The sequence below is a fragment of the Streptomyces sp. NPDC001594 genome, from assembly GCF_042893675.1.
GTDB lineage: Bacteria > Actinomycetota > Actinomycetes > Streptomycetales > Streptomycetaceae > Streptomyces.
Map to the genome: position 1 here is coordinate 1 of NZ_JBIAVB010000018.1, position 23816 is coordinate 23816.

Here is a 23816-nt window from a genome sequence, read left to right on the forward strand (position 1 = left end):
TGTCAAGGGCGCTCCTTCGTCGCGTCGCTTCGCGATGGCCTTCGGCCACCCTTGACAGACCGTCCCGCCCCGGAAAAACGAAGACTGCCGGGAAAGCCCCAACCCTGCTGTGAGACCGCCCGCCGGGATCCCGCCCCTCCCCCACACCGCTGCGCTGTCCCGTACCGCCCCACCCCCACCCCCACCACCGCCCGAGCGCCGGGCAAAATACCGCATCCACCCCCCTCCCGTCCCGGTTTTCGGTAACTCGTGGGAACCGACACACTACGCGCGGTAGACATTGGCATATGACGATCCTGACGACGGCCGCCACCCGCCCCGCCCTCGACGGCATCGACGCGCGCACCGCGCCCGCCACGCAGGTCACCCCGCAGGGTGCCGCCTGGCTGGCCTCCGCCTGCGCGCACCCGGGGAGCACCCTCGCCGCGTGGCAGGGGCGGCCCGACGCGCAGGCCGTGCTGCCGTGCGGGACCGCCTTCGACGTCGTCAACGTTCCGCTCGTGCTGGGCCGGCGGATGCTCGACCTGCTCTGGGAGCGCGGGCCCGGGTCGGGGCCCGCCGCCGTGCACCGGGGGCGGATGCTGCTCTTCGCCTCCCCCGGTACCGCCCACCGGCTCCCCGCGCTGCTCGCCTGGGAGGAGTGGGGGCCGGCCGCGCCGGCCCCGGCGCCGCTGTGCCACGGGCACGGCGACGCCGTGACCGTGCCCCCGCTGCGGCCCGGCTCCGGGCCCTCCCGGTGGCTGGTGGCCCCGGACACCCGACTGCCCTGGCTGCCCGGCCCCGACTGTCTGCTGTGGGCGTTCCTGCACGCCGCGCGGGGTCCGGCCCCGGTATCGATTTCCGGTCCGGCGGACGCGGATGCTAATGTCTACGACGTCAGCAGGCGCCGCTAGCTCAGTTGGTTAGAGCAGCTGACTCTTAATCAGCGGGTCCGGGGTTCGAGTCCCTGGCGGCGCACAGACGGGAGAAGGCCCCCACTCATCGAGTGGGGGCCTTCTTCGTGTCCACGCTCAGGCCTCCGGCCTCCGGCCTCCGCCCTCAGGTCGTGATCTTCACCGTGTACGCCCCCGACAGCGTCCGGTCCGCCACCTCGATGGTGATGTGCTCCCCCGGGACGGTGAAGGTCTCCCCCACCTCCAGCGGCGCGTCCGCCAGCGGCGGGTAGACCGAGCGGTCCCAGCAGGCCTCGGTGCGGGGGTGGCCGTCCAGCACCTCGATGGGGCCGCCGCCCGAGGCCGCCTCGTTGCGGACCCGGTAGACCAGGACCCCCTCCGTGCAGGTGTCCCCGTCGTTGCCGGCGGAGCCCCGCGCCTCGACCGCGATCGCGCCGCCGGGGCCCGTGCGGATCACCGCGAGGCGGGTGCCGCCGGTGGCTCCGGGGCGCAGGGGCTGCGAGAGCGGCTGGAGGGTGTGCAGGGAGGTCCCGGAGCGCACGCAGTCGACCTGGGAGGCGTCCAGCCAGCCCAGCTTCCACTTCTGCCAGCCGAACAGGTCCGGGGCCATCCCGAACTGGCTGCCCATGACGTCCCAGTCGCCGACGTACGTGTCCCAGTCGCCCTTGCCGTCCGTCGGGCGGTGGTAGAGGTCGGGCAGGTCGAAGACGTGCCCGGTCTCGTGCGCCAGCACGTTGCGGTCCGGCGGGTGCCGCTCGAAGACGGTGACGATCCGCCTCAGGTCGGTGCCGTCGGCGCGCAGGGGCCGGTCGAAGTTGACGACCTTGGTGGCGTCGGAGTCGACGCCCGGGGCGTTGGGGTCGGCGACGAAGTACACGATGTCGTACCGGCTGAAGTCCACCGACGGGTCGGCGGCGGCCACCGCGTCCCGCAGGTAGGCGGCCCGGGCGTCCGGGGCCCAGTCGCGCTGTATCCCGTAGGCGGTCGACGGGCGGGGCATCCGGATCCACTGCTGCTGCGGGTGCGGGACCAGCCGGAAGCGGCCGTAGGAGGCGCGCTCGAAGAAGTCGCTGGTCGCCGGGAAGTAGTCGGCGGCCAGCTCCTTCGGCGTGACGGCGGTCTGGTGGTCGGGGAAGGAGAGGAAGACCATCACCGCGTTGAGCGTGCGCACCGGCTTGGGGTAGGCCCGGTTCCAGGTGTCCAGGCCGAGGGAGTGGTGCGCGGCCGTGCGGGTCAGCGCACAGGGCCCGCCGGTGGCGGGGCTCGCGGCCACGGCGGGTCCCGCGACGAGTGACATGGCGGCGAGCGCCGTCATCGAGGTGAGGATGGCCGCCGTACTTCGCATGCGGGAGCGGTCCACTCCCCCGGGTGTCAGCTGTCGCGGCACATCGACCTCCGGTGGTGGATTCGTCCTGTTCCATCCACCTTGAGGTGATTGTCTTATTTATGCACCGTTCCCCTGCCCCACACGAGTGAGCACTACGGCAAGCCGGTGACCTCCGGGACTGACGCACGCACGTACGGAACGTCACGACCGGTCACCCGGGATCAGACCTGGGACCGGCGTGCTCACGGATGTGCGGAATCGGTCACCCGCCGACGTCCGACGGAGCGTCAGGGAGCGGCCGACGGAACGTCAGCACGGCGACGGCCCGTGCCCCACACGGCGACGCCGCTGGATAGGGCCTCCGACAGCCTCTATGATCGGCACACTTTCCTGCACCGACACTCACGAACACTGCGGGAGCCAAGGGTGAACGGAAGCTCAGAGGGAACCGGTTCGGCGGCCGACAGCATCCGATCGGCCCTTACGGAGCGTCACCCAGCAGTGCCTGCCGTGCCGGGCATGTCCGCGCCGCCGGCCCGGCTCGCGGCCGCCGCCCCGGCCGGCGACCCCGTCAGGGCCGAGGCCGGGGCCGCCGCCGGCACCGGTGCCGACGTCAGGGCGGCCGGGGTGATCGGCGGCGCGGCGCCGGGCGACACGCGGGACTACCGCGCCGCCTTCGACGCGGCGCACCTCGCCATGGCCCTCGTCGGCCGCGACGGCGACGTCATCGCCGCCAACCGGGCGCTGGCCACCCTGCTGGGCGGCGAGCCGCACGAGCTCACCGGGCAGTGCGCCGCCGACCTGGTGGACCTGGCCGCCGAGGCCCGCACCTGGCAGGCCTACCAGGAGGTGCTGCGCGGGCGGCAGGCCCGGCTGCGCTGCACCCGCCGCCTCAAACATCCCGACGGGCACTCGCTCTGGACCGAGGTCACCCTGGGCCCCGTGCCCGGCACCCCGGACGTGCTGCTGTCCGTCGCCGACATCAGCGACCGGCGCGACCTCCAGGCCCGGCTGCGCCACCTCCAGATGCACGACCCGGTGACCCGGCTGCCCAACCGGGCGCTGTTCTTCGAGCGGCTCTCGGCGGCCCTGGAGGCCTCCGCGTACGGCAGCGGCGGGACGGGCCGGATCGGCCTGTGCTACCTGGACCTCGACGGGTTCAAGGCCGTCAACGACACCCTGGGCCACCGGGTCGGCGACCGGCTGCTGACCGCCGTCGCGGCCCGGCTGACGCACTGCGCCGACCAGTCCGGCTACGGCCGTTCGGGCGGGCACCTCGTGGCCCGGCTCGGCGGCGACGAGTTCGCGCTGCTGGTCGAGGACTCCACCGGCACCGAACAGCTCGCGGAGCTCGCGCGCAGCGTGCTGGCCGCCGTTCAGGAGCCCTTCGACCTGGCCGGGCAGCGGCTCTCGGTGTCCGCGTCGATCGGCGTGGTGGAGCGGGACGCCGCCGGGACGTCGGCGACGGGGCTGATGCAGGCGGCGGACACGACCCTGTACTGGGCGAAGGCCGACGGCAAGGCCCGCTGGACCCTCTTCGACCCCGAGCGCAACGCGCACCGGATGACGCGGCAGGCGCTCTCCAGTTCGCTGCGCCCGGCCGTGGAGGGCGGGGAGTTCGAGCTGGAGTACCAGCCGCTGGTGGACCTGGAGAGCGGGGTGGTGCGCGGGGTGGAGGCCCTGGTGCGCTGGAACCACCCGCAGTTCGGCACGTTGACGCCGAATCGGTTCATCGGGATCGCCGAGGAGGACGGGTCGATCGTGCAACTGGGCCAGTGGGTGCTGCGCACGGCCTGCCGGCAGGCGCGGCGCTGGCAGATCGAGCAGCCCAGCGACTCCCCGGTGTTCGTGTCGGTGAACGTGGCCGTGCGCCAGGTGTGGGACTCCGACCTGGTGGGGGACGTGGCGGAGATCCTCGCCGAGACCGGGCTGGCCCCGCAGCTGCTCCAGCTGGAGCTGACGGAGTCTGCGGTGATGGGTTCGGCGGGGCGGCCCCTGCAGGCGCTCCAGGCGCTCAGCGACATGGGCGTGCGGATCGCGATCGACGACTTCGGCACCGGGTACTCGAACCTGGCCTACCTGTCGCGGCTGCCGGTGTCGGTGCTGAAGCTGGACGGGTCCTTCGTGCGCGGCTTCCGCTACGAGGGGGGCACGCACCCGAACCCGGCGGACGAGACGATCGTGGAGGCCCTGGTGCAGCTGGCGCACCGGCTGGGGCTGACGGTGACCGCCGAGTGCGTGGAGACCGCCGGGCAGGCGGCCCGGCTGCGGCGGGTGGGCTGCGACACCGGTCAGGGCTGGCTGTACTCGCGCGCGGTGGCCCCGGAGCGGATCGCCGAGATGATCAGCGCCCGGCCGGACGTCTCCGGGCTCTGAGGCCCGCACGCCCGGGGCGCACGGCCGCCCCCGGCCCGGAAGGGGCGCGGGGGCGGCCGGCGCTCGGCGCCGGGTGGGGGGATCAGCAGGCGCCGAGGTCCTTCCAGACGCCCCATTCACCGGTGGTGCCGGGCACCTCGTTCTGCGTCCACCACTGGGCCTTCCACTTGTGGCCGTTGTACGCGACCTCGCTGCCGCCGGTGTAGACCTGGCCCGCGACGTACGCGGGGGTGCTGCCGCAGCCCGTGGTCGGGGGCGTGGTCGGCGGCGTGGTCGGGGGCGTCGTGGGCGGGGTGGTGGGGGGCGTCGTCGGCGGGGTGGTGGGGGGCGTGGTGGTCCCGCCGAGGGCGTCGTTGATCTGGTTCAGCAGGGTGGTCTTGTCGTCCAGGCCGAGCAGGGAGTACATCATCGCCCCGGCGAGGCCGCGGCTCTTGCCGTAGTCGACGCGGGCCTGGATGGACTTCTGGTTCAGGCCGGTGAAGAACTCGCCGTCCTTGTAGAAGTACGAGGCCTTGGCCTGGTCGTCCCAGAAGGTGGTGGCGGGGTTGTCGACGATGCCGCCGAGCTCCTTGTAGTTGGCGATGCCGGCCTGCTGCGAGGTCGGGCGGGCGCCGGAGGGGCCGGTGGCGGGCTGGGCGAGGCCGTTGGTGGTCCCGGCGGGGACGCCCTTCCAGCCGCGGTAGTAGAACTCGTAGCCCAGGGTCAGCTTGTTCGCGGGGAAGCCGCCCGCGATGCCGTAGGCCGGGTTGCCGTCGAGCCAGGAGTCGATGGCGTTCTTGATGCCGTACTTCTGGGTGCCGGGCGCGATCGGGTCGGTCGGGTCGGCGGCCGAGTTCAGCAGCGGGGACTGGTGGTAGGTCGGCCCGTCGCCGTCCCAGGCGCCGTGCATGTCGTACGTCATGATGTTCGCGTAGTCGAGGTACGAACCGATCTTGTCCGTCTCGATGTACTTGATCTTGTCCTGGCCGGCCGGGAGGGCCGCGGTCAGCAGGTACTTCTTGCCGCCGTTGGCCTGCCCGTAGGCGTCGAGCTGGTCGCGGAACTCCTTGAGCAGCAGCGTGAAGTTCTGCTTGTCCTCGGGGGCGTAGTGGTTGCCGAGGTGGCCGCCGGAGGAGCCGGGGTACTCCCAGTCGATGTCGATGCCGTCGAAGATCCCGGCCGCCGTGCCGGGGCCGCCGTAGCCGTCGGCCTTGGGAACGTTGCCCTTGATGTACTGGTCGATGCAGGAGGAGACGAACTTCTTGCGGGAGGCGTCGGTCTTGGCCGCGTCGCTGAAGTACTTGGAGTAGGTCCAGCCGCCGATCGATATGTTGATCTTCAGGTTGGGGTACTTGGCCTTCAGCTGCTTGAACTGGTTGAAGACGCCCACGATCGGCTGGTCCCACTTGTCGGCGACCCCGCTGACGCTGTCGGCGGCGCCGAAGGACTTGCTGTAGTCGGCGTACGAGTCACCCGCCCCGTCACCGGCGTTGGGGTTGTTGTCGTCGCCCGCCGCCTTGTTCGCCTCGAAGCAGGTGAGGTCGGTGGGGTGGATGTTGCCGAACGAGTAGTTGATGACGTCGAGCTTGCCCGCGATGCCCCGGGTGTCCAGCTGCTTGGGGTAGAACGCGTTGCCGTACACGCTCCACTGGTCGTAGTACGCGATCCGCACGCCGCCGCCGGCGGCGGCTGCGGAGGCGGTGGTCGCACCGGCGGCCTGGGCGGTGCCGATTCCCGCGAAGGCGGCCAGGGCCCCGGCCGCCAGCGCGGCCGTGGCGGCGGCCGCGACGAGGGGTTTACGGATGTGCATGAACTGCCTCCGGGGGGTGGGAGGGGAGGGCATCAGCTTCGGGTGAGAGAAGTGATAGCGATCACGGCACACCCCAGTCAATGGTTTGGACCAAACAAGGACTAGACCACTGGGGCGGTAAATCCCCTCGTCAGAGGCGTGACAGCACAGCAGAAACCGCCCGCCACCCCGGGTGACGAGCGGTTTAAGGCTGCCTTAGGTCATGCTCCGGCAAGCTTTCGGCAACAAACCAGCCAAACCCCGTTCTCCTGCCGTCCGGTGGGAATCGAGTCCGGAACTAGGCGGTCACGGGCATGCCGTACGCATCTGCGACGAGCTCGTACGAGCGCAGCCGGGCGGCCCCGCCGTGCGCGTTCGCGGTCAGCATCAGCTCGTCCGCGCCCGTCCGCTTCACCAGCGCGTCGAGCCCGGAGCGGACCTCGTCGGGGGTGCCGTGGACGATGTTCGCGAGCCAGCCGTCCGTGAACTCCCGCTCCAGCGGCGTGAAGGGGTACGCGGCCGCCTCCTCGGGCGTCGGCACCAGCCCGGGCCGGCCGCTGCGCAGCCGCAGCATCGACAGCGCCCCGGTGAGCACCTGGGCGCGGGCCTCCGCCTCCGTGTCGGCGGCGAGCGCCGAGACCCCGATCAGGGCGTACGGGGCGTCGAGCACGGCCGAGGGGCGGAAGCTCTGCCGGTAGAGGTCGAGGGCGGGCAGGGTGCCGGCGGCGGAGAAGTGGTGGGCGTACGCGAACGGCAGTCCGAGCTCCCCCGCGAGGCGGGCGCTGAAGCCGGACGAGCCCAGCAGCCAGACCGGGGGCCGGGCGGCGGGGCCCTGCACCGGGCCGGGCACGGCGTGCACGCGGGCGTACGGGTGCCCGTCGGGGAAGTCGTCGTCGAGGAAGCGGGTCAGCTCCGCGAGCCGCCGGGGGAACTCGTCCGCCGCCTCGTCCAGCCGTCCGGGCCCGCGCAGCGCGGCGGCCGTACGGGGGTCAGTGCCCGGCGCCCGGCCCAGCCCGAGGTCGATCCGGCCCGGGGCGAGGGCCTCCAGGGTGCCGAACTGCTCGGCGACGGCCAGCGGCGCGTGGTTGGGGAGCATGACCCCGCCCGAGCCGAGGCGGATGCGGGAGGTGTGCGCGGCGAGGTGGGCCAGGATCACCGCCGGGGAGGAGCTGGCGACCCCGGGCATGGAGTGGTGCTCGGCGACCCAGTGCCGGTGGTAGCCGCGGGACTCCGCGAGCCGGGATATCGCCACGCTGGTGCGCAGGGAGGCGTGGGCGGTGCTGCCGGCGCCGACGGTGACCAGGTCGAGGACGGACAGCGGCACCGGCGCCGTACCCCGGACGGTCCCGCGCACGGGGTCGGCGGGGGCGGCCTCCGGTGCGCCGGGGGCGGGCGCGCCGGGCCCCGTCGCGCCGGCTCCGCCCGCGTCGGGTCCCCTACCCTCGGGGCCCGTGGCCTCGGTGTCGCTCATCGTCGTCGCTCCCGTTCCGTCCGGCTCGTACGCCCCACCGGGCGCCCGTACGGAGAAGGGGAACGGAGACCGCCCGCCGGGCATTCCCGGCAGACCGGGACAGGCCCATGACCGTGGCATATGCCAAGCGGTTAGACCAGGTCAGGAGGGCTTGATTAAGCCATCAATCTCATCAACAGACGCTCCACGTGGGCCTCTTGATGGCTATCGTGGTAGAGCAAGCGGTAACAACCTGGTAGGGGGAAACCGTGGCGCTGAAGCCCGAGCCGACCGCGCCGTTCCACTCGGTGCAGTACGCCCTGCGCGTACTCGAAACGATCTCGCGGCACACCGGCGGTGTGACCGACGTGCAGATCGCGCGTGAGACCGGCCTGCCCGCGGTCCATCTCACCCCGATGCTGCTCATGCTGCGCCGCGAGGGATACGTGCTCCAGGTCTCCGACGGTGCCTACGCCATAGGGGACTCCCTCGTCCTGCTCGGGTCCGGGTCCGACCGCCGGCAAGCCCTCCAGGAGAAGCTCCAGGACACCCTCGACCGGCTACGCGACTCCGTCGGCGCGGCCGTCTACATCAGCCGCTACGTGGACGGCGAGGTCCGGATCACCCAGTTCGCGGACAGTCCGCGCACGCCCAAGGTCCACGAGTGGGTCGACTTCCGCTCGGCGGCGCACGCCAGCGCGGTCGGCAAGTGCCTGCTCACCCAGCTCGACCAGAACGGCCGGCGCGACCACCTGTCCCGCCACAAGATCGCCCGGCTGACGTCGAAGACGATCGTGAACGAGCGGATCCTGTTCTCCAAGCTGGACAGCCAGCCGGCCACGGTGCCCGTGCTGGACCTCCAGGAGTACGCCGTGGGCACGGTCTGCGCGGCGGTGCCGATCACGGCGGGGGCGGCCGTGGGCTGCCTGGCCCTGTCCATGCCCGTCGAGCACGCGCACCGGCTGCGGGCCGCGGCCGACGAGCTGAACCGGAAGGCCGCGCCGCTGCTGCTGTCGCTCACGCTCTGAGCGGGGGGCCGCTCCGGCCAGGCACGGCCCGACCCGGCCCGGAAAGCACTTCGGGCGGTTCCCGGTGAACCGGAAACCGCCCGAAGATCAGGTGCGCCGCCAGGGACTCGAACCCCGGACCCGCTGATTAAGAGTCAGCTGCTCTAACCAACTGAGCTAGCGGCGCTTGCTGACAGAGAAAATACTACCTGCTCCCCAGGGGTGCTCCAAACCGGTTCCGCGGTCACCAGGTGAGGGCCGCGATCTCGGCGCCGTCGGGGGTGCGGACCCGGACCGTGCCGGTGTCCCCGTAGACCTCGTGGCGCCAGTCCGCGAAGACCTGTGCGACCCGGCGGGCGTCCTCACCGAGGCCCTTGCCGACGGAGCGGGTGGTGAAGACGACCCGGGCCTCGGAGCTCCCGCCCTCCTTGCGGACCCGGACCTCCTTGAGGCTGCCGGGCGGCATGAGCGAGTCGGCGCGGGTGCGGTGGCGGGCGTAGTACGTGTCGAAGTCGCCGGTCATGTCGTACCAGCCGTCCACCACGGAGCAGGGCCGGGCGGAACCGTCGGTGGGGGGCTGCGGGGTGCCGGGGTCCTCGTCCGTCGGGGGCTGGGGGGTGCCGGGGTCCTCGTCGGTGGGGGGCTGGGGGGTGCCCGGGTCCTCCTCCGTCGGGGGCTGCGGGGTGCCGGGGTCCTCGTCCGTCGGGGGCTGGGGGGTGCCCGGGTCCTCCTCCGTCGGGGGGTTCGCGGCGGGCGGGGCGCAGGGCGTGGCGGACGGGAGGGGGGCGGGCGGCGGCGGGGCCGCCCGGCCCGCCGCCTGGGTGCCGCAGGCCGCCAGGGCCACGCTGAGCACCAGGGCCGCCGCGGCCGTCCAGGCCTTCGCGGCGGACGGCGCGGCGGGTGGCGTGGTGCGTGATGTGGTCGTCATGGGAAACCCCCTCCCCGGGGAAGAGGGCCGCGCGGCCCCTCCGGTTCCGGTCAGCGCTCCAGGAGGTCCCGGCGCCCCCGGTCCTCGTACGCCGAGAGGAGCGCTTCCAGGGCCGGCCCGTCGAGCGGGCGGTAGGTCCCGGCGACGCGGTGCCAGACGGGCTCGGGGCACAGGAAGCCGGTGCGGCGCAGGCCGGCCCGGTGGACCTTGTTGGTCGCCGTGACGGGCATGGCGCCCAGGATCCGGACGTAGCGCGGGGCCATCTTCGTGCCCAGGTCCGGCTGGGCGGCGAGGAAGGCGGCGAAGGCCTCCGGGTCGAAGGACGCGCCCTCGCGCAGGGCCACGGCGGCCATCACCTGGTCCCCCGCCGCCTCGTCGGGGACCGCGTACACGGCGACGGCGGCGGCGGCCTCCCAGCGGGCCAGGATGTTCTCGATCATCGCGGCGGCCAGGTTCTCGCTGTCGACGCGCAGCCGGTCGTCGGTGCGACCCGCGAAGTAGAGGAAGCCGTCCGGGTCCCGGAAGAACAGGTCGCCGGTCCAGTACCAGTGGGCGCGGGTGCGGGCGGCCTCGGCCTCGGGGTTGCGCCAGTAGCCCTCGAAGCGGCCGCGGCCGCGGTTGACGAGCTCGCCTATGGCCTCGTCGCCGTTGCGCAGGCGGCCGTGCGCGTCCAGGAGGGCCGGGGGGCAGACGCGGCCCGTCTCGGGGTCGACGACGGCCAGGTCGTCGCCCGCACCGGCCCGGCCGAGGGCGCCCGGCGGGGTGTCGGGGGTTCGCTGGACGGAGGCGCCGCCCTCGGTGGCCCCGTATCCCTCGACCAGGCGGACCCCGAACCGTTCCTCGAAGCGGGCCGCGTCCACGGCTCCGGCCTCGGTGCCGAAGCCGAGGCGCAGGGTGTGCTCGTGGTCGTCGGGGCGGGGGGCGGTGGCGAGGAGGTACTGGACGGCGCGGCCGACGTAGGTGAAGTAGGTGGCCCCGTAGCCGCGTACGTCGTCCAGGAAGGCGGAGGCCGAGAAGCGGCGGCGCAGGGCGACGGGGGCGCCGGCGGCGAGGGCGGGGAGCCAGCAGGCCATGACGGCGTTGCCGTGGAAGAGGGGCATGCAGACGTAGTGGACGTCGTCGGGGGTGGTGCGGAACTGGCGGGCGAGGGCTTGGCCCGCGCCGGCGAGGCGGCCCTGGCTGCAGATGGCGGCCTTGGGGGCGCCGGTGGAGCCGGAGGTGAAGTAGAGGAGCAGCCGGGTGTCGGGGCGGGGGCCGCCGGGGCGGACGTGGGCCTCGCCGGGCTTGGCGGCGGCGTAGGGGGCGAGCAGGGCCTCGTACTCCTCGGTGCCGGTGACGAGGATCCGCACGCCGGGCAGGTCGAGGCCGCGCAGGAGCGGGAGGTGGGCGGGCTCGGTGACGAGGAGGCGGCAGTCGGTGTGGAGGATGTCGCGGGCCAGCTCGGGGCCGCGGCGGGTGGGGTTGATCCCGGCGACGGCGGCCCCGGCGAGGGCCGCCGCGCCGAGCCAGAAGGGGAACTCGGGGGTGTTGTCGAGCAGCACCCCCACGTGCGGCTCCGCTCCGGGCGGCAGGAGGTCGGCGAGCAGCGCGGCGCGGGCGGCGGCCTCCTGGGCGGTCCGGTGGCGGGTGAGGACGGTGGCCGGCGTCCGGGTGGCCCCGGCCCCGGCCTCCGCGCCGTACTTCAGCCCGGGCCGGTGGTCGCCCCACTGGCGTGCGATGAGCTCCGCGACGGTCTCGGGGCCGGGATCGGTGTCGGTCGTCGTCCGCATGCCGCCGGAGGGTAACTGACGTTGCGTCAGAATTGAACGTCGGAGCAGGCGTAGAAGGCCATCGCGGTGTCGTTGACGGTCCAGACGGCGAGGATCATGTGCCGGCCGCTCTTGCCGGCGGGCATGGCACCGCGATGGATGGTGGTCATGTCCGGGCGGCCGCCGTTGTAGGGGACGACGAGGAAGGGCTGGGGGTCGAGGGAGGCGCGGGTGAGGGGCTTGGTGGGGTCCCAGCCGTTCTTGGTGACGTAGTACTTGAAGTCGGTGGTGGAGTGGTTGGCGGTGAACTGCCAGCGGAAGTCGAAGGGCTGGCCGGAGTTCACCTTGGTCGCGGGCCAGGTGCCGCCCCGGGGGTCGTCGAGCTGGGCGAACTCGCCGTGGCCGCCGGAACAGATCTGCCCGTCGGCGGGGCCGGCCGCCGGGAAGCCCTTGTAGCCCTCGACGCTCTGCGGCTCCCACTGGATGGGGCCGCAGTCGGGGACGGTCTTGTTGGCGCAGAGCTTCTGGCGGCTGATGGGGGTGTCGGTGTAGCCGTGGCCGCTGGCGGTGGGGGCGGTGAACAGGGTCGCGCCGGCGAGGAGGGCGGCACCGATCGCGGTGGCGCCGGCGGCGCGTCCGGGTATGCGGAAGGGACGCATGATGCTGCTCCTTGGGTGTGGGGGGAGAGCCTGGCGGGGCTCGTACTGCGCGTGTGGCTTGTGTGGCTCGTGTGGCTTGCGTGGCTGGTCGTGCGTGTGTGGGTGCGGGTGCGGGTGCGGGTGCCCGTGTGGGGACGGGCGCGGGGGCGGGGTGCGGGCCGCTGCGGGAGGCTAGGTCTAGACCAAGTCCCACAGTATTGACGGCAGTTGGTCCTGTCCATCCCCGTGCGAAAACGGGTGGTCCGGTCATTACCGGCCACCCGTTTCCCTGTTGAGCGGTGCTATGGCGGTTATTGATCGGACCTGCCGGTGTAGAAGGCGACGGTGAGGTCCTTCACGAGCACCTTGCGCTCGTAGTCGTCCAGCTCGACGATCCCGCGCGAGGTGAGCCGGTGCACGGTGTCGTCCACCGCGTCCACGACGGCGGTGAGGACGCTGTCCCGGTGCTTGGCGTCGATCGCCGCGATCCGGCGGCGGCGCATCGCCTCGGCCACCTCCGGGGCGTACTCGATGCGGGTGGGCTGGGCGGAGAACACCTCGATGCCGATGGCCTCGGTCTCGGCGGCCAGCGTCCGGGTCAGCGCCTCGCCGACGGCCTCGGCGTCGCGCAGGGTGGGAGCGTCGTCGTGGAAGGCGTCGGCCGGGAGCCGGGACAGCACGCGGGTCGTGGCCGACTCGACCTGCTCGGCGAGGTAGTCGATGTGGTCCTCGACGGCGAGGGTGGCCCGGGCGGTGTCCCTGACCTGCCAGACGACCTGGACGACCACCTGGAGGGCGAGGCCGCCGGAGTCGACGGCGGGCATGGGCTCGCTGCGCCAGTGCCGCAGCCGCACGTCCACGCGGCGGCGCAGCAGGAGGGGGCTGATCCAGGTCAGGCCGGTACGGCGGACGGTGCCGCGGTAGCTGCCGAAGAGGGTGAGCACCCAGGCGTGGCCGGCCCGGGCGCGGCCGAGGCCGCCGAGGGCGAGGAGGGTGACGACGCCGAGGAAGGCGAGCGGGGGCCAGTGGGTGGCGCGGAGCCCGTGGTAGGGGCGGGGCGGCACGCCGAAGGCGGCGACGAGGGCGGCGGGGACCACCCCGGCGCGCCACAGCACGGCCGCGCAGCCGGTAAGGGCGAGGGCGCCGACGACGACGGCGATCCACCCCGGCAGCACGGGCCCCCGGTGCTCCCGCAGCCGCTCGTCCCCGCGGGGCACCCGCCGCCCTGTCGACGCCGCGCGCTCGGCGGGGCGGTGGGCGGGGGCGGTCGCGGTCGCGGACTCCGTCCCGGTGGCGGTTCCGGGGGTTCCGGCGGTCACGGGCCGGGCGCTGAAGGGCAGATGGACCGGGACCGCGGTGACGGCGGCCCCGCGCGGGGGCGTGCGCCGGGCGAGGGGGCCCCCGGGGGTCTCCCCCCGCGCCCCTTCCCCGCCCTCGATCCCCCGCGCGACGGCCCGCGCGACGATCTCGGCCACCCCGGGCCCGGGCACCCCGGCCCCCTGCGGATGCGGGATCCCTGCGGGGGGCTGGGGGGCGGTGGGAGCGGGGGGCTGCGCCTTCGGGTGGGAGGCGTACCCCTGCCCGCCGCCTTCGGCAGCGACGCCCGGGGCTTGGGGCTCCGCCGGGGAGGCGGGGGTGCGGGGCGCGGGGGGCGCCGGGGGTTCGTGGCCCTCGCGGGTGGCGGGGGTGTGGGGGGAGGAGGTGCGCACCGGGGCCGTCGCGGGGTCGTGTTCCGCCCGGGGGGCGGGGGCCGTCGCGGGTTCGGGTGCCACGCGGGTGGCGGGGGTGTCCTGGGGGGCGGTGGCGGGCCGGGGTTCCGTCCGGGCGGCCGGGGGGTGGAACTCGGTTCCGGTGGCGGGGTGTTGCGGCTCCGCGCGGGTGGCGTGGGGGTCCGGGGCGGTGCGCGGGGCCGGGGCGGTCGGGTGCTCCGGCGCGCCCGTGCCCACGCGGGCCGGGCCCCTCGGAGCGTCGCCGGCCGTCCGGGCCCGGCCGGCCATGGCTTCCGTGATGGCCGCCTCCGGCGCGGGTTCACGGGCGGGGTCGGTGTCGGCCGGGTGGCCTGGCCGGGAGGGGGTGGCGGGGGCCTCGTGCCCGGCGCGGGGCGAGGTGAGAGGGGCCTGCTGACCGGCCCGGGACGAGTACACAGGGGCCTCCTGACCGGGGTGGGGCTGGGGCGCGGGGTCCTGGTGGCCGGGCCGGGAGGGGGTGGCGGGGGCCTCGTGCCCGGGGTGGGGCTGGGGCGCGGGGTCTTGGTGGCCGGCGCCGGGAGGGGGCGCGGGGTCCTGGCGACCGGGCCGGGAGGGGGTGGCGGGGGCCTCGTGACCGGCGCGGGGCGAGGCGAGAGGGGCCTGCTGACCGGCCCGGGACGAGTACACAGGGGCCTCCTGACCGGGTCGGGACGGGGGCGCGGGGTCCTGGTGGCCGGGCCGGAAGGGGGTGGCGGGGGCCTCGTGACCGGGGTGGGGCTGGGGCGCGGGGTCTTGGTGGCCGGCGCCGGGAGGGGGCGCGGCCGTGTGAGCGGCGCGGGACGGGGCCGCCGGGCCACCGGGCGCGTACCCGGGCACCGTCACCCCGGGCCGGGCCGGGTGGGCCGCCTCCCCTGCCTGGGCCGGGGCCTGCGGACGTGCCGCGCCTCCGACCGTCTCCGGCTGTTCGGCGACCCGACCGGCGCGGGCGGCCGCCGGGTCGGCCCCGGCGGTGTGTCCGGGGGCCGTACCGCTGACCTGGTGGCGCGGCGAGGGCTCGGCCTCCGCAGCGAGGGGCCCGGCCGGGGCCAGGCGGGCGGCACCCGTGGCGTGCGGCAACCCGGAGGGCTGGGGCTCCGGGTGAGCCGTCACGGCCGGACCGGCCGGCGCCGGGGCAGGCACCGCACGCGCCGACCCCGAGGACTCGGCCGCCGACCGACCCTCCCCGGCCGGGGAGGCGCCCTGCGACGGCAGGTCCGCACGCGGCACCACGGGGGACTCCGGGTGGGCCCTCCCGGCCGGACCCCCGGCCAGGTGCGCCATACGCGGTGACCCCGAGGGCTCGACCGCCGTACGGTCCGCCCCAGCCGGGTCTGCGCCCTGCGACGGCAGGTCCCTGCCGGTGGAGTGCCCTGCGTGCGGCAACGCGGAGGAACCAAACTCCCGCCGGGCCGTAACGGCAGGGTCGGCCGGGGGTTCTGCCGAAGCCGCACGCACCGACCCCGAAGAGTCCGCAACCGAACGGTCCGTCACCGCCGTACCTGCGGCCCGCGACGGCAGGTCCCCACCGGCAGGACGCCCCGCATGCGGCAACACGGAGGAGTGCGGCTCCGGGTGGGACGTCTCGGTCGGGCCGGCCGGATACGTGGCCCGCGCCACTGGTTCCGCACCGGCAGGGTGCGCCGCACGTGACGGCCCCGAGGACTCCGGGCGGGCCGTCACGGCGGGGCCGGAGGTGAAACGGGTGGCTCCGGTCGGGCCCGGCGGGAGCCCTGGTCCCGTTCCCGGGGCCACCGGTCGCGGGCCCGGGTCTCCGGCAGGGGCGGCGGTCCGGCCCGGTGCCTGCCGGGCGGTCTCGCCGATCCGGACCACGCGCGTCGGGTCCGGTGCCCAGGCAGGGGCAACGGCGCGAGGTCGTGGGGTCTCGTCGCCCTGCGGGGCGGAGGTGCCGTCGGCGGCCGGGGCCGAACCGTCCGGGCCGGTGAGCCGCGTTGCACCCGACGGTGCGGACTGCGGCGCCCGCCGCCACTCGGGCGTGTCGGCCCCTCCCGGCGGCTCCGGGAGCAGGCCTCCGGGCCGGGGTACCGGAGGCCGCCCGGCGGCAATGCCCGCGGTCGACGCCGACGGCTCCGGCGCGATGCGGTCGGGCCGGGGTGCCAGGAGCAGCTCGCCGTCACGGGACCGCCCCGCTGCGGCCGAGGCCGGGCCGGGGTGGGAAGCGGCGGTCGACGGCAGTTCGCCGTCGCGGGACCGCGCGGCGGCGACCCGCTCCGCGTGGGCCGCAGCCCCGGGCCTAGGGGTCAGGGGCAGCTCGTCGGCGCGGGGCCGCCAGGGGGCGGCGCCCGCCGCAGCGGCTGGGGCCGACCCCGGGTGGGAAGCGGCAGCCGACGGCAGTTCGTCGGCGTGGGCCCACCTGGTAGCGGCGGCGGCCGAGGCCGGGCCGGGGTGGGAGGCGGCGGCCGGTGGGGCGTCCCCGGCGCGGGGCCGTGTGTCCGCCGGAGGGGCAGGGGCCGGGGCGGGATCCGCTGCGGCCGTAGGTCGGGGGGCGGCCGTCGGGGGGCGGCCCGTGGGGAAGGAGGCGGCGGGGTGGAAGGTGCCCGTCGTGGACGTGGTGCGGGTGGGGTACATCGTTGCCTCCGTCATGCGAACAGCCGGCGCCAGGTTTCCGGGCCCGGGTAGCCGTCGGCCATGGCGCCGCGCCAGCCCTGCGCGCGCTGGAAGGCCTCGACGTTGCGGCGGTCCGCCTCGGACCAGGTGCGGCCCGGACCTGCCGCGTAGTACTTGCCGAAGCCCTTCTTCACCAGCTGCCGCCCCATCACGGCGATCGCCGGATCGGACTGGCCCGGGCGGAAGACCCTCGGTCCGGGGTAGGCCGGGACCCCGGCCGGCCCCGGGTGGGGGGCCGTGCCGGGAGCCGGGTGGGGGGCCGGGTGGGGGGCCGTGTCGAGGGTCGGCGGGGGTGCCGTGCGGCCCGTCGGTACGATGTCCGCCCCCTGGCGCTGGACCAGCAGCCGCCAGGTGTCCGGGCCCGGGATGCCGTCCGCGTCGGCGCCCGTCCAGCCCTGCGCCAGCTGGAACGCCTCCGTGGCCTGCCGGTCGGCCTCGCTCCACTTGGTGCTCGGCCCCTTGGGGTAGAACCGCAGGGCGCCCCGGTCGATCAGCATCCGGCCCAGCTCGGCGACGTACTTGTTGTCGGCTCCGGGGCCGAACTTGGACGCGCCGGGGAAGGTGGCCGAGGGCTGCTTCGCGGGCGGCACCGAGTCGCCCGGGAGGATCCCGCCGGTCACCCCGTTGAAGCGGTACGGGACGTACTTGGCCCCGTTCTCCCAGTACCCGTACGGCGTGGCCTGCCGCCGCGTGAGGGGCGGGGTCTGCTCGTAGGCGATGTAGTGCGTGTGGGTCTCGTCGACCCAACCGCCGAAGAGGACCACGTGCGAGCCCTTGTTGGGGTCCGCCGGGTTGTGGAAGAGGAGCATGTCCCCGGGCAGGAGCTCCTCCTTGGTGATCTTCGTGGCGAAGGTGTCGAGGCTGCCGGTCCACTCGTTCGTGCCGAGGTTCCAGGCCATCGAGACGTAGCCGGAGCAGTCCTGCCGGTATCCGTCCGTCCAGTACTCGGACATGCTGTACGGGACCTGCGCCTCCAGCCACAGCTTCGCCCGGTTGATGATCGTGGCGCGGTCGATGCGCCGCGCCAGGGAGGGCGCGCCCGGCCGGCCCGGCCCGGCGGCCGGGGGGCGCGGACGGCCGTGCAGCGGGGCCCGGCCACCCTGCGGGCTGCCCGGGGTGTCCCGGCGGCCCGACGGGCCAGGCCCGGCCGCGCGCGTGGAACCGCCTGCGGGTGCGGAACCGGCCGCGGGCGCGGGACCGACTGGGGAGGCGGAAGCAGCCGCAGGTGCGGGGCCGCCCGCAGGCGCGGAACCGGCCTCGCGCGCCGAACCGCCTGCGGGCGCGGAAGCATCCGTTGGCGCGGAACCGGCCGCGCGTGCGGGACCGGCCGCGCGTGCAGGACCGGCCGCGCGTGCGGGACCGGCCGCGGGCGCCGAACCGCCTGCGGGCGCGGCACCGACCGCAGACGCGGAACCGGCCGCGGGCGCGGACCCCGGCCCCTGCGCCGAGCCCGGCCCGTGTGCGGACCCCACCCCGGGCGCGGACCCCGCCCCGGGTGCGGGCCCCGCTCCCCGTGCCGGGCTCGGCAGGGGGTCGGCGGGGTGGGGGTTCGTCGGGGCGGGGTGGGGCGGGAGGGCGGCGGCCGCCTGGGCGGCGGTGGCCAGGACCACCCCGGCCGCCGTGGCCAGCACCAGCGCCCGGCGGGCGCCGCGCACGGCCGGCAGCCCTGCGTCGCGCAGCGCTATGGCCCGCCCGCCCGCGAGGACCCTGCGGCGGTGGGCGCAGCCGGGGCAGGCGCAGTCGCCGGCGGGCTCGTACTCCTCGAAGACAGGCGTCGGCATCGGCATCTGCACGTGCACCGGAGGCTGCGTCGTCATGCGGTTCCGTCCACTCCCCTGATCGGTCCCGACCGGGCCCGATCGCTCCTGCTCGTCGTCGGTCCGGGCCACGGACCGCACCCGACGGAGCGTCAGATGCGGTTCGACCCAGACATATCGTGCACGACAAACCCCTCAAACATGGGTTAATCGGACAACGCGGGCGCGGCTGGTCACGAGCACCGCCGGACGTGGGGTAGAGTTTTCCCTGTCAGCAAGCGCCGCTAGCTCAGTTGGTTAGAGCAGCTGACTCTTAATCAGCGGGTCCGGGGTTCGAGTCCCTGGCGGCGCACAGACGAGGAGAAGCCCCTCGCAGCGAAAGCTGCGAGGGGCTTCTTCGTTCTGCCACAAGGGTTCCGCCCCAGGGGCCGGGAACGGGGCTACGCCGCCGCCCCCGGCCTGGCGCCCGCGCCCGTCAGGTACGCCGAGACCACCACGTTCGCCGAGTACTGCCGGGCCGCCTTGTCGTAGGTACCGCCGCAGGTCACCAGCCTCAGCTCCGCGCGGCCCGCGACCCGCGGCCCGTACGCCTTCGCGGGGTCGAAGCCCGCGCGCTCGTAGACCCGTACGTCCTCGACGGTGAACTCGGCGACCGTCCCGTCCGCCCGCGCCACCCGGATCTTCTCCCCCGGCTTGACCGAGCCCAGGCCGAAGAACACGGCGGGCTTGGACTTCGTGTCCACGTGCCCCACCATCAGCGCCGCCCCCACCGCACCCGGCGCGGGGCCCGCACCCCACCACCCCACCGTGCCGGGCAGCTCGTACGGCGGCGGCTCGATCGCGCCCTGTCGGTCCAGGCCCCGCGCGATCACCGGCGCCTGCACCCCCAGCGACGGCACGTCGACCCGCGCGGGCATCGCCGCCGTCAGCGGGGCCCGCGCCGCCGGGAGGCCCGGGCCCGCCTGCCCGCCGGCCCGCCCGGAGACCGGAACGCCCGGCACCCCGGTGATCTCCTTGCCCCACAGCCAGAGCCCGAGCACCAGCACCGACCAGGCCGTGAAGGTCAGCAGCCGGCCGCCGGCGGAGGCTCGGGGCCCGCTCATCCGCCGTTGCGGCGGCGGCGCAGGGTCAGGGCGCGCCCGGCGACCACCAGCGTGGCCGCGGCGGCCAGGACCGCGCCGACCACGGTCTGCGGCAGGCCGGGGCCGTCACCGTGGTGGCTCTTCTTCGCGGCGGAGCCGGAAGCCAGCCGGGTGGTCTCGGCGACCTGCGCGGCCATCGCGCCGCCGCCGGCGTGGACCGGCCAGACCGGCGAGTGGTGGGGGTCGGGGCGGTGGTCGCGGCGGACCTCCAGGGAGCCGCGCAGGCCGTCGTCGCGGCCCTCGCACCTGACCCGGACCTCGTGCCACCCCGGCTCGGCGTGCCGCTGGATCTCGACCTCGCCGAAGAGGGTGCGCGGGTCCTCGTGGCCCTTGCGCAGCCGGACCTCTCCGTCGAAGACGGGGGAACGGGCCACCGCCCAGTCCCCCTCACAGGCGCGCACGCGGACCTTGACCCGGCCGCCGGGCTCGACCGGGTTCGGTTCGACGGAGACGCCACCGCCGCGGTCCCCGTCGTATCCGAGGGCGGCGGGGGCGGTCACGGCGGTGCAGGCCGCCAGGGTCACGGCCACCGCTGCGGCACGGAGAGCGAGCAGAGAACTTCGCATGGTGAACCTCCTCCCTAGGAGATTCACGCGCGGCGCGCCGCTCCGCATCCGGAGCGGCGCTCTCTTGGCCCGTACGTGTCAGCCATCCGCGTCCGCGTCGACGGCTACACCAGGTCGACGAGGTCCGCGATGGAGTCGACCGTGTGGGTGGGGCGGTAGGGGAACTTCTCGGTGTCCAGGGCCGTGGTCAGGCCGGTCAGCACGAGGAAGGTCTCCATGCCCGCCTCCAGGCCGGCCAGCACGTCGGTGTCCATCCGGTCGCCGATCATCGCGCTGGTCTCGGAGTGGGCGCCGATGGCGTTGAGGCCCGTACGCATCATCAGCGGGTTGGGCTTGCCCGCGAAGTACGGCTGCTTGCCGGTCGCCTTGGTGATCAGCGCGGCGACCGCGCCCGTGGCCGGGAGCGGACCCTCGGTGGAGGGGCCGGTCTCGTCGGGGTTGGTGCAGATGAAGCGGGCGCCGGCGTTGATCAGGCGGACCGCCTTGGTCATGGCCTCGAAGCTGTAGGTGCGGGTCTCGCCGAGGACCACGTAGTCGGGCTCGTGGTCGGTGAGGACGTAGCCGATGTCGTGCAGGGCGGTGGTCAGGCCCGCCTCGCCGATGACGTACGCGGTGCCGCCGGGGCGCTGGTCGTCGAGGAACTTCGCGGTGGCGAGGGCCGAGGTCCAGATGTTGTCCACGGGCACGTCCAGGCCCATGCGGCTGAGCCGGGCCTGGAGGTCGCGCGGGGTGTAGATGGAGTTGTTGGTGAGGACCAGGAAGGGCTTGCCGGACTCGCGCAGCCGCTTGATGAAGGCATCGGCGCCGGGGATCGGCGTGCCCTCGTGGATGAGGACCCCGTCCATGTCGGTGAGCCAGGATTCGATCGGCTTGCGCTCTGCCACGGATTTCTCTCCGCTCTGGTCGCCTCTGACCTGTGGGTCTGTGGTCTGTACCACCCACCCTAGCGGGCGCGGGCCGTGGACGCGGGGGGCGTCCACGGCCCGGACGGCTCAGCCCGAACGGCTCAGCCGAGGCGGACGTCGTCGACGGTCCAGAACCAGTTGTTGGTGCCGCTGTAGCGGAAGCGGACCTGGACGTCGATGGCTCCCGCCGGGATCTGGAGCGGGAGGGACTCGGTCTTGGCGACCGCGTCGGCGGTGTAGGTCTTCACGACGACCGGGGCGGCGCCGTTGTAGGAGACGAGGACCTGGGCGGTCTGGCCGGCCTCGTGGCGGTAGTGCGTCTGGAAGGCCAGGGTGCGCGTGGTGGCGCCGGTGACCGGCCACTTGGGGGTGATCAGGGTGGAGTCGAAGGTGCCGGTGTGGGCCTTGTCGTCCCACTCGTCGGAGTCGGCGACGGCGAACACGTCACGGGAGCGGACGTTCAGCTCGCGCCACTGGTCGCGCTGGGCCTGGCTCCAGAACTCGTCGGTGGCGAAGGCCCATCCGGCCCATTCGGTGACGCCGCCCGTGCCCATCTTGGAGTTGTCCACGGACCAGCCGGCGGGCGGGGTGTGGGTGAAGCCCTTCGTCCCGGCCGGGATGCCGGTCTCGTCCGCGCGGGCCTGGAGGGCGGGGCGCAGGGTGTCGAAGGGGTCGTCGTCGGGGGCGTCGAGGGGGGCGCCGTCGAGTCCGGTGGTGGGGACGCCGACCTGGGCGAGGGCGGTGGCGGCGACGTCGACGAGCTTGACGTCGTCGCGGACCGAACCGGCGGCGATCCCGGCGCCCTTGGCGATGACGAAGGTGCCGCGCTCCTGGAGGGTGGAGCCGCCGTGGCCGCCGGCGTCGGTGTGGCCGTGGTCGGTGGTGACCAGGATCTTCCAGTTCTCCTGGGCGTACGTGGGGCGGGCCTTGACGGCAGTGAGGACCTGGCCGACCAGGGTGTCGACGCGGGCGATGGCGTCGAGGTACTGCTGGCTGGCGGCGCCGTAGGAGTGGCCGGCGCCGTCGACCTGGCCGAAGTAGACGAAGGAGGCGTCGGGGTTGCCGTCGCGCAGTTCGGCGGAGGCGGCCGTGGCGATCTTGGGGTCCTCGCTGCCGTAGCCGTCGCGGTCGCCCTTGAGGGAGAGGCGCTTGTCGACCTTGGCGGAGAAGACCGGGCCGCCGGCGTCGGTGGAGGTGAGGGGCTCCCAGTCGGCGGCCGCGTAGGTGTTGAGGGCGGGCTTGGCGTTCTCGGCGCGGGTGAGGAAGTCCGGGTAGGCGGCGTAGTTCTTGCCGGTGAAGGTGTTGTCCTTCACGCCGTGCTTGTCGGGCCAGACGCCGGCGGCGATGGTGGACCAGCCGGGGCCGGAGGAGGTGGCGGCCATGGGGCTCGCGTAGAGGGTGCTGCGGGCGGTGAGGCCTTCGGCCATCAGGCCTTTGAGGTGGGGAGCGTTGGCGGCCTTGACGCGGTCGAGGACCACGCCGTCGAGGCCGATGACGAGGACCTTGTCGGTGGTGGAGCCGGCGGTGGCGGCGGTCTTGGCCGCTGCCTCTGCCGCGGCCCGGGGGTCGCCGGGGCCGCCGGGGGCGGCGGTGGCCGTGGTGGTGAGGCCGAGGGTGGTGGCGAGCAGGGCCGTGGCGGTGGCGGTCACGGCGAGGGTGCGTCCGCGCAGGACAGGGGACACGTACTCCTCCAGGAGCAAGTGGGCGTGTGTGGTGTGGATGCGCGTGCGGGCGCCGCGGGCGCGTGGACGGACGCGCGCGGCATGCGGCCGGGTCCGGGCCGAGGTGCGGTTTCGGTCCAGACCCGTTATCTGTTCGATATGATTCCCGGTGGGGGTGGCCGGGAGGTTAAGGCTCAGCTGCCGGTCGCGGACTTCCACGCGTCGACGTAGCCCGTGAGGTTCTTGTCGATGTCGGACCAGTCCGGCTCGAAGACCTCGACTCCGCCCATCAGCTTGGTGAGTTCGATGGCGTTGGCGTCGGTGGGCTTGACGTCGCCGCGGGCCGGGAAGCCGCCGCCGACCTCGCTGACCAGCTTCTGGGCGTCCTCGCTGAGCAGGTAGTCGAGGAGCTTCTTGCCGTTCTCGGTGTGCGGGGCCTTGGCGACCAGGCCGGCCGCGTACGGCAGGGCGAAGGTGGTCGGCTTGCCGCCGTCCTTGGCGGGGAACCAGATGCCGAGGTTCGGCATGGACTTGGACTGGGCGAAGTTCATCTGGACGTCGCCGTTGGCGACGAGCAGCTCGCCCTTGTCGGTCTTCGGCGCGAGCTTGCTGGTGGAGGAGGAGGGGCCGACGTTGTTGGTCTGGAGCTTCCTCAGGAAGTCCATCGCCTGGTCCTTGCCGCCGAAGTCGTGCATCGACTTGACGAGAACGGCGGTGCCATCGCCCGCGACGCCCGGGGTGGAGTACTGGAGCTTGCCCTTGTACTTGGCGTCGAGGAGTTCCTCCCAGGTCTTGGGGGCGGTGGGCAGCTCCTTCTTGTTGTAGACGAAGCCGAAGTAGTTGTTGACGACGGAGGTCCACTTGGAGTCGGCGGACTTGTCGGCGCCGTTGACCTTGTCGGAGCCCTGCGGGGCGTAGGCCTGGAGGAGGCCCTTGCCGTCGGCCTGCTGGATGAAGGGCGGCAGGGTGATCAGCACGTCGGCCTGGGTGTTGGTCTTCTCGCGGACGGCGCGCTGGACCATCTCGCCGGAGCCGCCCTCGACGTACTTGACCTCGATGCCGGTCTTCTTGGTGAAGTCGGCGAAGACCTTGTCGTACCAGCCGTCGCCCTTGTCGCTCTTGAGGCCGTCGGCGCTGTAGACGGTGACGGTCTTCCCGCCGCCGCCCTTGGAGCCGGAGTCGGAGCCGGAGTCGGCGGCGGTGGAGGAGCCGCCGCAGGCGGTGAGGGTGGTGGCGAGGGCGAGGCCGCAGGTGACGGCGGTGGCGGTGCGGAGCAGGAGGGCTCTGGACACGGGGGT

16 protein-coding genes and 3 tRNA genes are annotated in these 23816 nt (G+C 74.3%); 5 read left to right on the forward strand and 14 right to left on the reverse strand.

Annotated elements, in window-relative coordinates; all coding sequences use genetic code 11:
* Positions 1–287 precede the first annotated feature (287 nt).
* A complete protein-coding gene (locus tag ACFY0O_RS30245) occupies positions 288–893 on the forward strand; it encodes a bifunctional DNA primase/polymerase (protein WP_388952455.1) in 606 nt (201 codons plus the stop codon).
* Positions 884–957 (forward strand) — tRNA-Lys (locus tag ACFY0O_RS30250). The genes ACFY0O_RS30245 and ACFY0O_RS30250 overlap by 10 nt, the downstream gene beginning before the upstream one ends.
* An 81-nt stretch (positions 958–1038) precedes the next feature.
* Here the strand turns inward: ACFY0O_RS30250 and ACFY0O_RS30255 are convergent.
* Entirely contained in the window at positions 1039–2238 is a 1200-nt protein-coding gene (locus ACFY0O_RS30255) for a M6 family metalloprotease domain-containing protein (RefSeq protein ID WP_388952458.1), read from the reverse strand.
* A 408-nt stretch (positions 2239–2646) separates the two neighbouring features.
* On the opposite strand from ACFY0O_RS30255, the gene ACFY0O_RS30260 reads away from it, so the two are divergent.
* Entirely contained in the window at positions 2647–4596 is a 1950-nt protein-coding gene (locus ACFY0O_RS30260; protein WP_388952462.1) for a putative bifunctional diguanylate cyclase/phosphodiesterase, read from the forward strand.
* Between the two features lie 82 nt (positions 4597–4678).
* On the opposite strand, the gene ACFY0O_RS30265 is transcribed toward ACFY0O_RS30260, so the two are convergent.
* Together ACFY0O_RS30265 and ACFY0O_RS30270 are read right to left on the reverse strand one after the other, a co-directional pair.
* Positions 4679–6385 (reverse strand): glycosyl hydrolase family 18 protein, encoded by a 1707-nt coding sequence (locus tag ACFY0O_RS30265; RefSeq protein WP_388952464.1) that lies wholly within the window; start codon positions 6383–6385, stop codon positions 4679–4681.
* 277 nt (positions 6386–6662) lie between these two features.
* Entirely contained in the window at positions 6663–7835 is a 1173-nt protein-coding gene (locus ACFY0O_RS30270) for an LLM class flavin-dependent oxidoreductase (RefSeq protein WP_388952466.1), read from the reverse strand.
* Positions 7836–8083: 248 nt separating this feature from the next.
* Here ACFY0O_RS30270 and ACFY0O_RS30275 point away from each other — a divergent pair, with 248 nt between their 5' ends.
* Entirely contained in the window at positions 8084–8842 is a 759-nt protein-coding gene (locus tag ACFY0O_RS30275) for an IclR family transcriptional regulator C-terminal domain-containing protein (RefSeq protein ID WP_358895552.1), read from the forward strand.
* Positions 8843–8934: 92 nt separating this feature from the next.
* Here the strand turns inward: ACFY0O_RS30275 and ACFY0O_RS30280 are convergent.
* The 6 genes from ACFY0O_RS30280 to ACFY0O_RS30305 all read right to left on the reverse strand — a co-directional run bounded on the left by ACFY0O_RS30280 (position 8935) and on the right by ACFY0O_RS30305 (position 18304).
* Positions 8935–9008: transfer RNA gene (locus tag ACFY0O_RS30280), tRNA-Lys, on the reverse strand.
* A 57-nt stretch (positions 9009–9065) separates the two neighbouring features.
* A complete protein-coding gene (locus ACFY0O_RS30285; RefSeq protein ID WP_388952469.1) occupies positions 9066–9749 on the reverse strand; it encodes a hypothetical protein in 684 nt (227 codons plus the stop codon).
* 50 nt (positions 9750–9799) lie between these two features.
* Positions 9800–11518 carry an AMP-binding protein gene (locus ACFY0O_RS30290; RefSeq protein ID WP_388952471.1) on the reverse strand — a complete coding sequence of 573 codons (1719 nt, stop codon included), beginning with the start codon at positions 11516–11518 and terminating at the stop codon, positions 9800–9802.
* Between the two features lie 26 nt (positions 11519–11544).
* Complete coding sequence (locus ACFY0O_RS30295; RefSeq protein ID WP_388952473.1) at positions 11545–12156, reverse strand: lytic polysaccharide monooxygenase; 612 nt, start codon at positions 12154–12156, stop codon at positions 11545–11547.
* Positions 12157–12446: 290 nt separating this feature from the next.
* Positions 12447–14279, reverse strand: a complete 1833-nt coding sequence (locus ACFY0O_RS30300; protein ID WP_388952476.1) for an SPFH domain-containing protein — start codon at positions 14277–14279, stop codon at positions 12447–12449.
* A 2180-nt stretch (positions 14280–16459) separates the two neighbouring features.
* Positions 16460–18304, reverse strand: coding sequence for a peptidoglycan-binding protein (locus ACFY0O_RS30305; RefSeq protein WP_388952478.1), 1845 nt, complete (start codon positions 18302–18304; stop codon positions 16460–16462).
* A 218-nt stretch (positions 18305–18522) separates the two neighbouring features.
* On the opposite strand from ACFY0O_RS30305, the gene ACFY0O_RS30310 reads away from it, so the two are divergent.
* A tRNA-Lys gene (locus ACFY0O_RS30310) sits at positions 18523–18596 on the forward strand.
* An 88-nt stretch (positions 18597–18684) separates the two neighbouring features.
* On the opposite strand, the gene ACFY0O_RS30315 is transcribed toward ACFY0O_RS30310, so the two are convergent.
* The 5 genes from ACFY0O_RS30315 to ACFY0O_RS30335 all read right to left on the reverse strand — a co-directional run bounded on the left by ACFY0O_RS30315 (position 18685) and on the right by ACFY0O_RS30335 (position 23810).
* Positions 18685–19347, reverse strand: a complete 663-nt coding sequence (locus tag ACFY0O_RS30315) for a class F sortase (protein WP_388952480.1) — start codon at positions 19345–19347, stop codon at positions 18685–18687.
* Positions 19344–19952, reverse strand: a complete 609-nt coding sequence (locus ACFY0O_RS30320; RefSeq protein WP_388952482.1) for a hypothetical protein — start codon at positions 19950–19952, stop codon at positions 19344–19346. The genes ACFY0O_RS30315 and ACFY0O_RS30320 overlap by 4 nt, the downstream gene beginning before the upstream one ends.
* A gap of 104 nt (positions 19953–20056) precedes the next feature.
* Complete coding sequence (locus ACFY0O_RS30325; protein WP_358895544.1) at positions 20057–20836, reverse strand: HAD-IIA family hydrolase; 780 nt, start codon at positions 20834–20836, stop codon at positions 20057–20059.
* 122 nt (positions 20837–20958) lie between these two features.
* The gene (locus tag ACFY0O_RS30330) at positions 20959–22539 is read right to left on the reverse strand and encodes an alkaline phosphatase family protein (RefSeq protein ID WP_388952485.1); all 1581 of its coding nucleotides are present in this window, start codon (positions 22537–22539) and stop codon (positions 20959–20961) included.
* Positions 22540–22712: 173 nt separating this feature from the next.
* A complete protein-coding gene (locus ACFY0O_RS30335; protein ID WP_388952488.1) occupies positions 22713–23810 on the reverse strand; it encodes a 2-aminoethylphosphonate ABC transporter substrate-binding protein in 1098 nt (365 codons plus the stop codon).
* Positions 23811–23816 lie beyond the last annotated feature (6 nt).